The sequence below is a fragment of the Pseudomonas sp. LjRoot277 genome, assembly GCF_964253845.1.
Taxonomy (GTDB): Bacteria; Pseudomonadota; Gammaproteobacteria; order Pseudomonadales; family Pseudomonadaceae; genus Aquipseudomonas.
The window spans coordinates 1-14,374 of record NZ_CAXURI020000001.1 but is presented as its reverse complement, the minus strand read 5'-3'; the positions used below and the strand labels follow the sequence as shown (position 1 = coordinate 14,374).

Genomic DNA, 14,374 nt, shown 5'->3' with positions numbered 1-14,374 from the left:
GCAACTGTACCTATCTGCACTGACATGGTGCATTTTTGGCTGATTGACTCGAAAAGGTAGGCAATTACGGTAGGAAAAGACCGGTACAGCAGTACAGTTTTATTCAGAATTTAGTCTGGCAACAGCGAGCTGACGAAACTGTGTTTGCGTCAGCTGCTATCTGTACCAATTACACCGCGAGCATCCGCCCGGTTTCTTCCAGGTTTATGTGCCAGTCCAGGGCATCACGCAGGATATGCGGCGTATGTCCGCCGAGTTCACACGCGGCTGTGAAGTAGTCATCCAGGGCTTGGCGATAGTCCGGGTGCACGCAGTTGTCGATGATGACTCGAGCGCGTTCTCGCGGCGCCAGGCCACGCAAGTCCGCCAGACCGATCTCGGTGACAAGGATGTCGACGTCATGTTCAGTGTGATCGACGTGGCTGACCATCGGCACCACGCTGGAAATCGCGCCGCTCTTGGCGATCGATTTGGTTACGAAGATCGCCAAATGCGCATTGCGCGCAAAGTCGCCCGAGCCGCCGATGCCGTTCATCATCCGCGTGCCGCAGATGTGGGTGGAGTTGACGTTGCCGTACAAGTCGAACTCAAGCGCCGTGTTGATGCCGATGATGCCGAGCCGGCGCACCACTTCCGGGTGGTTGGAGATTTCTTGCGGGCGCAGGACCAGTTTGTCCTTGTAGCGCTCAAGGTTGCCGAAAACATCGGTATTGCGACGGCTCGACAAGGTGATCGAACTGCCCGAAGCAAAACTCAGCTTGCCGGCGTCGATCAGGTCGAAGGTCGAGTCCTGAAGCACTTCGGAGTACATCGTCAGGTCTTCGAACGGCGAGTCGATCAGGCCGCACATCACCGAGTTGGCGATGTTGCCAATCCCGGCTTGCAGCGGGCCGAGCTTGTTGGTCATGCGCCCGGCAGCCACTTCCTGCTTGAAGAAGTCGATCAGGTGGTCGGCAATGGCCTGGGTATCAACGTCCGGCGGCAGTACGGTGGATGGCGAGTCGGACTGATTGGTGATCACGATAGCGACGATCTTTTCCGGCGGAATCGGGATGGCAGTGCTGCCAATGCGATCGTCAACCTTTACCAGCGGGATCGGCGTGCGGGTCGGCCGATAGGTCGGGATATAGATGTCGTGCAGGCCTTCGAGATTGGGGTTGTGCGCCAGGTTGATCTCGACGATCACCTGTTTGGCGAAAATCGCGAAGCTGGCCGAGTTACCCACCGACGTGGTCGGCACGATATGGCCCTGCTCGGTGATCGCCACGGCTTCAATCACCGCGATGTCCGGCAGCTTGAGTTGCTGATTGCGCAGCGACTCCACGGTTTCCGACAGATGCTGGTCAATGAACATCACTTCGCCGGCGTTAATGGCTTTGCGCAGGGTGCTGTCGACCTGGAAGGGCATGCGTCGTGACAATACGCCGGCTTCGGTGAGCTGTTTATCGAGGTCATTGCCCAGGCTGGCGCCGGTCATCAGCGTGATTTTCAGCGGGGTGATTTTGGCGCGCTCGGCCAATGCGTGGGGCACGGCTTTGGCTTCGCCGGCGCGAGTGAAGCCACTCATGCCGACGGTCATGCCGTCCTCAATCAGAGCGGCGGCGTCAGCAGCGCTCATCACTTTATCCAACAACGAAGGCAAGCGAATACGATCACGGTACATGGATTGTCATCTCGGGCAACGAAAGCAAGGTGTGCAGTCTAGTGACTTCAAAAAAATTCCTCCCGCTACCATGGTCGAATGCAGAGCCCCGATTTAGAGCCTTTGGTCGGTTTTTAGCGGGCAATAAAAAACCCCAGCCTACTAAAGGCTGAGGTTTTGGGTATTGCGCTGGAGCAGGTTTTACTCGACGGCTTTGACCATGTCTTCGATGACTTTCTTGGCGTCGCCGAAGACCATCATGGTTTTGTCGAGGTAGAACAGCTCGTTGTCCAGGCCGGCATAGCCGCTGGCCATCGAGCGCTTGTTGACGATGACGGTCTTGGCTTTGTAGGCCTCGAGGATCGGCATGCCGGCAATCGGCGATTTCGGATCGTTCTTCGCCGCCGGGTTGACCACATCGTTGGCGCCCAACACCAGCACCACGTCGGTCTGACCGAACTCGGAGTTGATGTCTTCCATCTCGAACACTTGCTCGTAAGGTACTTCGGCCTCGGCCAGCAGGACGTTCATGTGCCCTGGCATCCGCCCGGCGACCGGGTGGATCGCAAACTTCACAGTGACACCACGGTGAGTCAACTTCTCCGCCAGTTCCATCAGCGAGTGCTGGGCACGTGCCACCGCCAAGCCATAGCCCGGCACGATGATCACGGTGTCGGCATTGGTCAGCAGGAACGCGGCGTCATCGGACGAGCCGGACTTCACCGGACGAGCTTCCTTGGCGCCAGCGGGGCCTGCGGTTTCCGTTGCACCGCCGAAACCGCCGAGCAGTACGTTGAAGAAAGAACGATTCATCGCTTTGCACATGATGTACGAGAGGATCGCACCGGACGAACCCACCAGCGAACCGGCGATGATCAGCATCGAGTTGTTCAGCGAGAAGCCGATGCCCGCCGCTGCCCAGCCGGAGTAGCTGTTGAGCATCGACACCACCACCGGCATGTCCGCGCCGCCAATCGGGATGATGATCAGCACGCCCATCACGAAGGCCAGGGCCAGCATCAGGGCGAAGGCGCCGAGGTTGCCGGTCAGCATGAAAGTGATGCCCAGGCCGAGCGTCGCCAGGCCCAACACCAGGTTCAACTTGTGTTGACCGCTGAACTGTACCGGTGCGCCCTGGAACAGACGGAACTTGTACTTGCCCGACAGCTTGCCGAAGGCAATTACCGAACCGGAGAAGGTGATGGCACCAATCGCTGCGCCAAGGAACAGCTCCATGCGGTTACCGGCCGGAATCGAATCACCTAGCTGTTTGACGATGCCCAGAGACTGCGGCTCGACCACCGCCGCAATGGCGATGAAGACTGCGGCCAGACCGATCATGCTGTGCATGAAGGCGACCAGTTCCGGCATCTTGGTCATTTCAACGCGCTTGGCCATGATCGACCCGGCGGTACCGCCGACCAGCAGGCCGACAATGACGTAGCCGATCCCGGCGGTGGCCAGCTCTGCGCCGAGCTTATAGATGAGGCCCACGGTGGTCAGGATGGCCAGCGCCATGCCAAGCATGCCGAACAGGTTGCCGCGCCGCGACGTAGTCGGGTGCGACAGGCCTTTGAGGGCCTGGATGAAGCAGATCGACGCGATCAAGTAGAGCGTCGTGACAAGATTCATGCTCATTACTTAGGCGCCTCTTCTTTTACGGCTTTTGGGGCTTTTTTCTTGAACATTTCCAGCATGCGCCGGGTCACCAGGAAGCCACCAAATACGTTCACCGCCGCCAGCGCCACGGCCAGGGTGCCCATGGTCTTGCCCAGAGGTGTGACGGTCAACGCCGCCGCCAGCATGGCGCCGACGATCACGATCGCCGAAATGGCGTTGGTCACCGCCATCAAAGGCGTGTGCAGTGCAGGTGTAACGTTCCAGACCACGTGATAACCGACATAAATCGCCAGCACGAAGATGATCAGGTTGTAGATACCGGGGGAGATAAGCTCTTCCATCGTCTGAATCCCTGCTTAGGCGTTTTTGCGGATGACTTGGCCGTCGCGGCACATCAGGCACGCGGCGACAATGTCGTCTTCGAGGTTGATCTCGAACTGGCCTTCTTTGTTGAAGACCAGCTTCAGGAAGTCCAGCAGGTTGCGCGCGTACAGTGCCGAAGCGTCTGCCGCGACGGCGCCGGCCAGGTTGGTCGGGCCGCAAATGATCACGCCATTCTCGACGACGACCTGATCGGCCACGGTCAGCGGGCAGTTGCCGCCCTGGGCTGCCGCGAGGTCGATGACCACCGAGCCCGGCTTCATCTGCGCCACGGTTTCCGCACTCAACAACGTCGGTGCCTTGCGGCCCGGGATCAGTGCGGTGGTGATCACGATGTCAGCCTGCTTGGCGCGTTCGTGCACGGCCAGGGCCTGACGTTGCATCCAGCTGGCGGGCATCGGGCGCGCGTAACCGCCGACACCGACGGCGCATTCGCGCTCTTCATCGGTCTCGTAAGGCACGTCAACGAACTTGGCGCCGAGGGATTCGATCTGCTCTTTTACCGCAGGACGTACGTCAGACGCTTCGATCACTGCACCCAGACGTTTCGCCGTAGCGATCGCCTGCAAACCGGCTACGCCTGCGCCGAGAATCAGCACCCGCGCGGCTTTCACGGTACCTGCAGCGGTCATCAGCATCGGCATGAAGCGTGGATAGTGGTGAGCGGCCAGCAACACGGCTTTATAACCGGCGATGTTGGCTTGAGAAGACAGCACATCCAGGCTCTGAGCGCGGGAGGTGCGCGGCGCGGCCTCCAATGCGAAAGCGGTAATGCCGCACTCAGCCAGCTTGGCAATGGTTTCATTGCTGAACGGGTTGAGCATGCCCACCACAACGGTGCCGCTTTTAATCAGCGTCAGTTCGCTGTCGCTGGGGGCGACCACCTTGAGAATCAGCTCGGCACCCAACGCATCGTTGGCGCTGCCAATAATTGCGCCTGCCGCTTCATAGGCACTGTCGACAACGCTGGCGTTAATGCCGGCGCCGCTTTGCACAGTGACCTTATGCCCCTGGCCGATCAGCTTCTTGATGGTTTCCGGGGTTGCAGCAACCCGTGTTTCACCGGTCTGGGTTTCGAGAGGAACACCAATGTGCACGTCAAATCTCCTGCGTGATCTTATTGAGTAAACCCAGGCACTTCGGATGGTGCGGCTGGGGCGGCCGATCAGCACGATCCCGCCAAATCAGGGCGGGGCGCGGCATTTTGCAGGCGAACTTAGTGCCCTTCAAGGGTTTATGACGGGTGACGGAAAATTAACTACAAGTCACCCCGTGACCGAATGTCGCAACTACCCAGTTCAATCCCTTGCAGGCCGTGCCTTGTAAGGATTCTTGTAAAAATTGAAGAATTTACGCATCGGTCAGGTGAATGAGTCGTTATTGCTCCGCAATAGAGGCTCAAGGCCACGTTTTCAGGCTCTTGTGGGACGTTTGTACTGCTTGTCGGTACAGTCTTCGAATATGCGACAAATACTTATATCTGTAGTGCTTTTGGTTTACTGACTACGAGGTCAGCTAATCAGGCGAGGCCTTTATCCTTCTAGGCTGTAGCTCTGTGCCTGATTGACCAGCCAATCGCGAAATGCCCTTAAAGAGGCCGATTCGACCTTTCGCTCGGGAATCATCAAGTAATACGCCTTGATGCTTGATAACGCCTGGGCGTTGGCAATGACCAGGCGCTTCTCGGCCAGTTCACGTTGAATCAGGAACGGTGGAATCAGCGCTATTCCCATATCGTGCATGGCCGCTTGGGCAAGCATGGAGAATAGCTCGTAGCGCGGCCCTGTCATGTCTCGAGGGATATTAAGGTTTTGGGAGTTGAACCACTGACGCCAGGCATAAGGGCGGGTGGTCTGCTGCAACAGGGGCAATTCGGCGATGTCGCCGGGAGACAGGGTTGTCTTTTTCCCCATGAGATTGGGGCTGCACACCGGCATCGGATTTTCGCCCATCAGCCTGTGGGATTCAGTACCCGACCAGTCCGCATCGCCAAAATAGATCGCGGCATCGAAGTCGGTGTCGGCAAACAGGAACGGGCGCGTTCGGTTGGTGAGGTTGACCGTCACTTCCGGGTGTTTTTGCTGGAAGTCCTTGAGTCGTGGCAGCAGCCATTGAGTGCCGAAGGTTGGAACCACCGCCAGCTCGATCACGTTGGCACCTTGCTGGCCCATCACTGACAAGGTGTCTCGTTCAACGGCATCGAGTTGGGTGGCCACCCGGCGGCTGTAGGAAAGACCGGCCTCCGTCAGCTTGACTCCGCGTCGCGAGCGTCGGAACAGTTCTACGCTGAGGAACTCCTCAAGGCTGGCGATCTGTCGGCAAATGGCGCCCTGAGTGAGAGAAAGCTCCTGAGCTGCCTTGGTAAAACTTTCGTGGCGAGCTGCCGCTTCGAAGCTGATCAGCGCCGTTGTGCTGGGAATTTTCCTGCGCATGTACGTCTACCTCACTAATACATCGCATAAAAGCTATTTTGCGATGTTTCGGAGTGAGAAATTAGCACAACAGTATGCAAAATCCTCGTTTGCCGTAATGCCGAACCCGGCCTAGGATCAGCCCACGTTATTTGACACGATTCGAGAGGACACACTCATGGGCGGTAAAGCTAGCTTCAACTGGATCGATCCCCTGCTGCTGGATCAACAGCTCACCGAAGAAGAACGCATGATCCGCGACACCGCTGAGCAATTCGCTCAGCAGAAGCTCGCGCCGCGTGTTCTTGAAGCTTTCCGCCATGAAAAGACCGACCCGGCGATCTTCCGCGAGATGGGCGAAATAGGTCTGTTGGGCGCGACCATCCCTGAACAGTATGGCGGCAGCGGTCTGAACTACGTCAGCTACGGCCTGATCGCCCGTGAAGTCGAGCGCGTCGACTCCGGCTACCGCTCGATGATGAGCGTGCAGTCATCGCTGGTCATGGTGCCGATCAATGAATTCGGTACCGAAGCCCAGAAGCAGAAGTACCTGCCGAAACTGGCCTCGGGTGAATGGATCGGTTGCTTTGGTCTGACCGAACCTGACCACGGCTCCGACCCAGGCGCGATGATTACTCGTGCACGCAAAGTGGAAGGCGGCTACAGCCTGACCGGCAGCAAGATGTGGATCACCAACAGCCCGATCGCCGATGTGTTCGTCGTATGGGGTAAGGACGATGCGGGTGACATCCGTGGCTTCGTACTGGAGAAAGGCTGGAAAGGCCTGAGCGCTCCGGCGATTCACGGCAAGGTCGGCTTGCGTGCATCCATCACCGGCGAGATCGTCATGGACAACGTGTTTGTCCCTGAAGAAAACATTTTCCCGGATGTGCGCGGTCTGAAAGGTCCGTTCACCTGCCTCAACTCCGCACGCTATGGCATCTCCTGGGGTGCGCTGGGTGCTGCCGAGTTCTGCTGGCATACCGCTCGCCAGTACACTCTGGATCGCAAGCAGTTCGGTCGCCCATTGGCCGCCACTCAGCTGATCCAGAAGAAGCTGGCCGACATGCAGACTGAAATCACCCTGGCGCTGCAAGGTTGCCTGCGTCTGGGTCGTATGAAAGATGAAGGTACTGCAGCGGTCGAGATCACTTCGATGATGAAGCGCAACTCCTGCGGCAAGTCCCTGGACATTGCTCGCATGGCGCGCGACATGCTGGGTGGTAACGGTATTTCCGATGAGTTCGGTGTTGCTCGCCACTTGGTCAACCTGGAAGTGGTGAATACCTATGAAGGTACACACGACGTCCACGCACTGATTCTCGGTCGTGCGCAGACCGGCATCCAGGCGTTCTATTAATAGGAGAACGGCCATGGGCGCGCTTTCGCATCTACGGGTACTGGATTTATCGCGGGTGCTGGCCGGGCCTTGGGCCGGGCAGATCCTTGCTGACCTTGGCGCCGAAGTGATCAAGGTCGAGCGCCCGGGTAATGGCGATGACACGCGCGCCTGGGGGCCTCCCTTCCTTAAAGACGCTTATGGCGAGAACACTAGCGAGGCCGCCTATTACTTGTCGGCCAATCGCAACAAGCAATCGGTCACCATCGACTTCACCCGGCCTGAAGGGCAGAAGCTGGTGCGTGATCTGGCGGCGAAGTCGGACATCCTGATCGAGAACTTCAAGGTCGGTGGGCTGGCGGCATATGGTTTGGACTATGAGTCTCTAAAGGCGATCAATCCGAATCTGATCTATTGCTCGATTACCGGGTTTGGTCAGACGGGCCCTTACGCCAAGCGCGCGGGTTATGACTTCATGATCCAGGGCCTGGGCGGTCTGATGAGTCTGACGGGGCGACCCGAAGGGGATGAGGGCGCCGGGCCGGTGAAAGTCGGCGTGGCGCTGACGGACATTTTGACCGGTCTCTATTCGACCGTGGCGATCCTTGCAGCGCTTGCGCATCGGGATCATGACGGTGGCGGTCAGCATATTGATATGGCGCTGCTGGATGTTCAGGTGGCTTGCCTGGCCAACCAGGCAATGAATTACCTGACTACGGGCAATGCTCCGAAGCGCTTGGGTAATGCTCATCCGAATATCGTGCCTTATCAGGACTTTCCTACGGCGGATGGAGATTTCATCCTCACCGTGGGTAATGACGGGCAGTTCCGCAAGTTTGCTGAAGTGGCAGGTCAGCCGCAGTGGGCGGATGATCCACGCTTTGCGACCAACAAGTTGCGGGTGACGAATCGTGCGGTGTTGATTCCGCTTATCCGCCAGGCGACGGTGTTCAAGACGACTGCTGAGTGGGTGCTGCAGCTGGAGCAAGCAGGTGTGCCGTGCGGGCCTATCAATGATCTGGCTCAGATGTTTGCGGATCCTCAGGTTAAGGCGCGTGGGTTGGCCATCGAGCTGCCTCATGTGCTGGCCGGGATGGTGCCGCAGGTGGCGAGTCCGATTCGTCTGTCCGAAACACCTGTGGAGTATCGCAATGCGCCTCCTCTATTAGGGGAGCATACGCTGGAGGTTCTGCAGCGGGTGTTGGGTCTGGATGCTGGTGCTGTGGCGGCATTCAAAGAGGCCGGGGTGCTCTGAGGATTTCTTCTATATAGGGGGAGTGGTTTTACTCTCCTGCATAGAGAGGAAACGGGCTGTTTTCCGGCGTTCAGCAAGTGATTGATAGAAAAGCGCAATTAAGGGTTGACGACAGATTCTGGAAGTCTATAATTCGCCCCACTTCCGGCGCGGTCGAAACGGAAAACTCCTTGGTAAACAATGAGTTACGCAGTTTTCGACAGCGAGTTGCTTCAGGTCATCGAAGCCCAGAAGGAGTTGAAAGAGCGAAGTGGTTTGGCTCTTTTAATGATTCGATCTTCTCGGTCGAAAGCGGAGAAAAAGAGGTGTTGACAGCAGCGAGTAACGCTGTAGAATTCGCCTCCCGCTAACGAGAGATCGCAAGCGCAAGTGGTTGAAGTTGCAAAGGAAACTTTGAAAACTTCGAAAAATAACCGCTTGACAGCAACAGAGGCTGCTGTAGAATGCGCGCCTCGGTTGAGACGAAAGATCTTAACCAACCGCTCTTTAACAACTGAATCAAGCAATTCGTGTGGGTGCTTGTGGAGTCAGACTGATAGTCAACAAGATTATCAGCATCACAAGTTACTCCGCGAGAAATCAAAGATGTAACCAACGATTGCTGAGCCAAGTTTAGGGTTTCTTAAAAACCCAAAGATGTTTGAACTGAAGAGTTTGATCATGGCTCAGATTGAACGCTGGCGGCAGGCCTAACACATGCAAGTCGAGCGGCAGCACGGGTACTTGTACCTGGTGGCGAGCGGCGGACGGGTGAGTAATGCCTAGGAATCTGCCTGGTAGTGGGGGATAACGCTCGGAAACGGACGCTAATACCGCATACGTCCTACGGGAGAAAGCAGGGGACCTTCGGGCCTTGCGCTATCAGATGAGCCTAGGTCGGATTAGCTAGTTGGTGAGGTAATGGCTCACCAAGGCGACGATCCGTAACTGGTCTGAGAGGATGATCAGTCACACTGGAACTGAGACACGGTCCAGACTCCTACGGGAGGCAGCAGTGGGGAATATTGGACAATGGGCGAAAGCCTGATCCAGCCATGCCGCGTGTGTGAAGAAGGTCTTCGGATTGTAAAGCACTTTAAGTTGGGAGGAAGGGCATTAACCTAATACGTTAGTGTTTTGACGTTACCGACAGAATAAGCACCGGCTAACTCTGTGCCAGCAGCCGCGGTAATACAGAGGGTGCAAGCGTTAATCGGAATTACTGGGCGTAAAGCGCGCGTAGGTGGTTTGTTAAGTTGGATGTGAAATCCCCGGGCTCAACCTGGGAACTGCATTCAAAACTGACAAGCTAGAGTATGGTAGAGGGTGGTGGAATTTCCTGTGTAGCGGTGAAATGCGTAGATATAGGAAGGAACACCAGTGGCGAAGGCGACCACCTGGACTGATACTGACACTGAGGTGCGAAAGCGTGGGGAGCAAACAGGATTAGATACCCTGGTAGTCCACGCCGTAAACGATGTCAACTAGCCGTTGGGAGCCTTGAGCTCTTAGTGGCGCAGCTAACGCATTAAGTTGACCGCCTGGGGAGTACGGCCGCAAGGTTAAAACTCAAATGAATTGACGGGGGCCCGCACAAGCGGTGGAGCATGTGGTTTAATTCGAAGCAACGCGAAGAACCTTACCAGGCCTTGACATCCAATGAATCTGCTAGAGATAGCGGAGTGCCTTCGGGAACATTGAGACAGGTGCTGCATGGCTGTCGTCAGCTCGTGTCGTGAGATGTTGGGTTAAGTCCCGTAACGAGCGCAACCCTTGTCCTTAGTTACCAGCACGTAATGGTGGGCACTCTAAGGAGACTGCCGGTGACAAACCGGAGGAAGGTGGGGATGACGTCAAGTCATCATGGCCCTTACGGCCTGGGCTACACACGTGCTACAATGGTCGGTACAGAGGGTTGCCAAGCCGCGAGGTGGAGCTAATCCCAGAAAACCGATCGTAGTCCGGATCGCAGTCTGCAACTCGACTGCGTGAAGTCGGAATCGCTAGTAATCGCGAATCAGAATGTCGCGGTGAATACGTTCCCGGGCCTTGTACACACCGCCCGTCACACCATGGGAGTGGGTTGCACCAGAAGTAGCTAGTCTAACCTTCGGGAGGACGGTTACCACGGTGTGATTCATGACTGGGGTGAAGTCGTAACAAGGTAGCCGTAGGGGAACCTGCGGCTGGATCACCTCCTTAATCGACGACATCAGCTGCTCCATAAGTTCCCACACGAATTGCTTGATTCATTGAAGAAGACGATAAGAAGCAGCCCGAAATTGGGTCTGTAGCTCAGTTGGTTAGAGCGCACCCCTGATAAGGGTGAGGTCGGCAGTTCGAATCTGCCCAGACCCACCAATTTTGTGTGGGAACCTGTAGAAATACGGGGCCATAGCTCAGCTGGGAGAGCGCCTGCCTTGCACGCAGGAGGTCAACGGTTCGATCCCGTTTGGCTCCACCACTACTGCTTCTGTTTGTTGAAAGCTTAGAAATGAGCATTCCATCGTGATGATGGTGAATGTTGATTTCTAGTCTTTGGCTAGATCGTTCTTTAAAAATTTGGGTATGTGATAGAAAGATAGACTGGACGTTACTTTCACTGGTAACGGATCAGGCTAAGGTAAAATTTGTGAGTTGCTCTTGATTAAGAGAGCATGCGAATTTTCGGCGAATGTCGTCTTCACAGTATAACCAGATTGCTTGGGGTTATATGGTCAAGTGAAGAAGCGCATACGGTGGATGCCTTGGCAGTCAGAGGCGATGAAAGACGTGGTAGCCTGCGAAAAGCTTCGGGGAGTCGGCAAACAGACTTTGATCCGGAGATGTCTGAATGGGGGAACCCAGCCATCATAAGATGGTTATCTTAAGCTGAATACATAGGCTTAAGAGGCGAACCAGGGGAACTGAAACATCTAAGTACCCTGAGGAAAAGAAATCAACCGAGATTCCCTTAGTAGTGGCGAGCGAACGGGGACTAGCCCTTAAGTGGCTTTGAGATTAGCGGAACGCTCTGGAAAGTGCGGCCATAGTGGGTGATAGCCCTGTACGCGAAAATCTCTTGGTCATGAAATCGAGTAGGACGGAGCACGAGAAACTTTGTCTGAATATGGGGGGACCATCCTCCAAGGCTAAATACTACTGACTGACCGATAGTGAACTAGTACCGTGAGGGAAAGGCGAAAAGAACCCCGGAGAGGGGAGTGAAATAGATCCTGAAACCGTATGCGTACAAGCAGTGGGAGCCCACTTGTTGGGTGACTGCGTACCTTTTGTATAATGGGTCAGCGACTTATTTTCAGTGGCGAGCTTAACCGAATAGGGGAGGCGTAGCGAAAGCGAGTCTTAATAGGGCGTCTAGTCGCTGGGAATAGACCCGAAACCGGGCGATCTATCCATGGGCAGGTTGAAGGTTGGGTAACACTAACTGGAGGACCGAACCGACTACCGTTGAAAAGTTAGCGGATGACCTGTGGATCGGAGTGAAAGGCTAATCAAGCTCGGAGATAGCTGGTTCTCCTCGAAAGCTATTTAGGTAGCGCCTCATGTATCACTGTAGGGGGTAGAGCACTGTTTCGGCTAGGGGGTCATCCCGACTTACCAAACCGATGCAAACTCCGAATACCTACAAGTGCCGAGCATGGGAGACACACGGCGGGTGCTAACGTCCGTCGTGAAAAGGGAAACAACCCAGACCGTCAGCTAAGGTCCCAAAGTTATGGTTAAGTGGGAAACGATGTGGGAAGGCTTAGACAGCTAGGAGGTTGGCTTAGAAGCAGCCACCCTTTAAAGAAAGCGTAATAGCTCACTAGTCGAGTCGGCCTGCGCGGAAGATGTAACGGGGCTCAAACCATACACCGAAGCTACGGGTATCACTTAGGTGATGCGGTAGAGGAGCGTTCTGTAAGCCTGTGAAGGTGAGTTGAGAAGCTTGCTGGAGGTATCAGAAGTGCGAATGCTGACATGAGTAACGACAATGGGTGTGAAAAACACCCACGCCGAAAGACCAAGGTTTCCTGCGCAACGTTAATCGACGCAGGGTTAGTCGGTCCCTAAGGCGAGGCTGAAAAGCGTAGTCGATGGAAAACAGGTTAATATTCCTGTACTTCTGGTTATTGCGATGGAGGGACGGAGAAGGCTAGGCCAGCTTGGCGTTGGTTGTCCAAGTTTAAGGTGGTAGGCTGGAATCTTAGGTAAATCCGGGATTCTAAGGCCGAGAGCTGATGACGAGTTACCCTTTGGGTGACGAAGTGGTTGATGCCATGCTTCCAAGAAAAGCTTCTAAGCTTCAGGTAACCAGGAACCGTACCCCAAACCGACACAGGTGGTTGGGTAGAGAATACCAAGGCGCTTGAGAGAACTCGGGTGAAGGAACTAGGCAAAATGGCACCGTAACTTCGGGAGAAGGTGCGCCGGTGAGGGTGAAGCATTTACTGCGTAAGCCCATGCCGGTCGAAGATACCAGGCCGCTGCGACTGTTTATTAAAAACACAGCACTCTGCAAACACGAAAGTGGACGTATAGGGTGTGACGCCTGCCCGGTGCCGGAAGGTTAATTGATGGGGTTAGCTAACGCGAAGCTCTTGATCGAAGCCCCGGTAAACGGCGGCCGTAACTATAACGGTCCTAAGGTAGCGAAATTCCTTGTCGGGTAAGTTCCGACCTGCACGAATGGCGTAACGATGGCGGCGCTGTCTCCACCCGAGACTCAGTGAAATTGAAATCGCTGTGAAGATGCAGTGTATCCGCGGCTAGACGGAAAGACCCCGTGAACCTTTACTATAGCTTTGCACTGGACTTTGAATTTGCTTGTGTAGGATAGGTGGGAGGCTTTGAAGCGTGGACGCCAGTTCGCGTGGAGCCAACCTTGAAATACCACCCTGGCAACTTTGAGGTTCTAACTCAGGTCCGTTATCCGGATCGAGGACAGTGTATGGTGGGTAGTTTGACTGGGGCGGTCTCCTCCTAAAGAGTAACGGAGGAGTACGAAGGTGCGCTCAGACCGGTCGGAAATCGGTCGTAGAGTATAAAGGCAAAAGCGCGCTTGACTGCGAGACAGACACGTCGAGCAGGTACGAAAGTAGGTCTTAGTGATCCGGTGGTTCTGTATGGAAGGGCCATCGCTCAACGGATAAAAGGTACTCCGGGGATAACAGGCTGATACCGCCCAAGAGTTCATATCGACGGCGGTGTTTGGCACCTCGATGTCGGCTCATCACATCCTGGGGCTGAAGCCGGTCCCAAGGGTATGGCTGTTCGCCATTTAAAGTGGTACGCGAGCTGGGTTTAGAACGTCGTGAGACAGTTCGGTCCCTATCTGCCGTGGACGTTTGAGATTTGAGAGGGGCTGCTCCTAGTACGAGAGGACCGGAGTGGACGAACCTCTGGTGTTCCGGTTGTCACGCCAGTGGCATTGCCGGGTAGCTATGTTCGGAATAGATAACCGCTGAAAGCATCTAAGCGGGAAACTAGCCTCAAGATGAGATCTCACTGGGACCTTGAGTCCCCTGAAGGGCCGTCGAAGACTACGACGTTGATAGGTTGGGTGTGTAAGCGCTGTGAGGCGTTGAGCTAACCAATACTAATTGCCCGTGAGGCTTGACCATATAACACCCAAGCAATTTGCTGACCTGAAGAGGCACCAGATTGCGGTGTGTGAAGACGACACAAGTCGAAAATTCGCAACGCAACACACAAATCTATTGCATACCCAATTTGCTGATACGTCGAAAGACGGTTCAGTACCC

The 14,374-nt window shown here is 55.4% G+C and carries 7 protein-coding genes, 2 tRNA genes and 2 rRNA genes; 6 read left to right on the top strand and 5 right to left on the bottom strand.

Annotated elements, in window-relative coordinates; genetic code table 11:
* Positions 1 to 169: 169 nt before the first annotated feature.
* The 5 genes from ACSQ87_RS00055 to ACSQ87_RS00035 form a co-directional block, all read right to left on the bottom strand.
* Entirely contained in the window at positions 170 to 1,663 is a 1,494-nt protein-coding gene (locus ACSQ87_RS00055) for an acetyl-CoA hydrolase/transferase family protein (protein WP_436273117.1), read from the bottom strand.
* A gap of 180 nt (positions 1,664 to 1,843) precedes the next feature.
* Positions 1,844 to 3,280 carry an NAD(P)(+) transhydrogenase (Re/Si-specific) subunit beta gene (locus ACSQ87_RS00050; RefSeq protein ID WP_064675292.1) on the bottom strand — a complete coding sequence of 479 codons (1,437 nt, stop codon included), beginning with the start codon at positions 3,278 to 3,280 and terminating at the stop codon, positions 1,844 to 1,846.
* On the bottom strand, positions 3,280 to 3,603 hold the full coding sequence (locus ACSQ87_RS00045; RefSeq protein WP_003187010.1) for an NAD(P) transhydrogenase subunit alpha: 324 nt from the start codon (positions 3,601 to 3,603) through the stop codon (positions 3,280 to 3,282). The genes ACSQ87_RS00050 and ACSQ87_RS00045 overlap by 1 nt, the downstream gene beginning before the upstream one ends.
* Before the next feature lie 15 nt (positions 3,604 to 3,618).
* A complete protein-coding gene (locus ACSQ87_RS00040; RefSeq protein WP_223431503.1) occupies positions 3,619 to 4,740 on the bottom strand; it encodes a Re/Si-specific NAD(P)(+) transhydrogenase subunit alpha in 1,122 nt (373 codons plus the stop codon).
* A gap of 435 nt (positions 4,741 to 5,175) precedes the next feature.
* On the bottom strand, positions 5,176 to 6,075 hold the full coding sequence (locus ACSQ87_RS00035) for a LysR family transcriptional regulator (RefSeq protein WP_201184411.1): 900 nt from the start codon (positions 6,073 to 6,075) through the stop codon (positions 5,176 to 5,178).
* Positions 6,076 to 6,232: 157 nt separating this feature from the next.
* On the opposite strand from ACSQ87_RS00035, the gene ACSQ87_RS00030 reads away from it, so the two are divergent.
* The 6 genes from ACSQ87_RS00030 to ACSQ87_RS00005 all read left to right on the top strand — a co-directional run bounded on the left by ACSQ87_RS00030 (position 6,233) and on the right by ACSQ87_RS00005 (position 14,233).
* Complete coding sequence (locus ACSQ87_RS00030; protein WP_223432324.1) at positions 6,233 to 7,414, top strand: acyl-CoA dehydrogenase; 1,182 nt, start codon at positions 6,233 to 6,235, stop codon at positions 7,412 to 7,414.
* A gap of 13 nt (positions 7,415 to 7,427) precedes the next feature.
* Positions 7,428 to 8,648 carry a CaiB/BaiF CoA transferase family protein gene (locus tag ACSQ87_RS00025; protein ID WP_223432323.1) on the top strand — a complete coding sequence of 407 codons (1,221 nt, stop codon included), beginning with the start codon at positions 7,428 to 7,430 and terminating at the stop codon, positions 8,646 to 8,648.
* A gap of 642 nt (positions 8,649 to 9,290) precedes the next feature.
* A 16S ribosomal RNA gene (locus ACSQ87_RS00020) occupies positions 9,291 to 10,829 on the top strand.
* 82 nt (positions 10,830 to 10,911) lie between these two features.
* Positions 10,912 to 10,988: transfer RNA gene (locus tag ACSQ87_RS00015), tRNA-Ile, on the top strand.
* A 27-nt stretch (positions 10,989 to 11,015) separates the two neighbouring features.
* A tRNA-Ala gene (locus ACSQ87_RS00010) sits at positions 11,016 to 11,091 on the top strand.
* A gap of 251 nt (positions 11,092 to 11,342) precedes the next feature.
* Positions 11,343 to 14,233 (top strand): 23S ribosomal RNA (locus tag ACSQ87_RS00005).
* Together the 16S and 23S rRNA genes with 2 tRNA genes alongside form the textbook arrangement of a ribosomal RNA operon.
* The last annotated feature ends 141 nt before the right edge of the window (positions 14,234 to 14,374 follow it).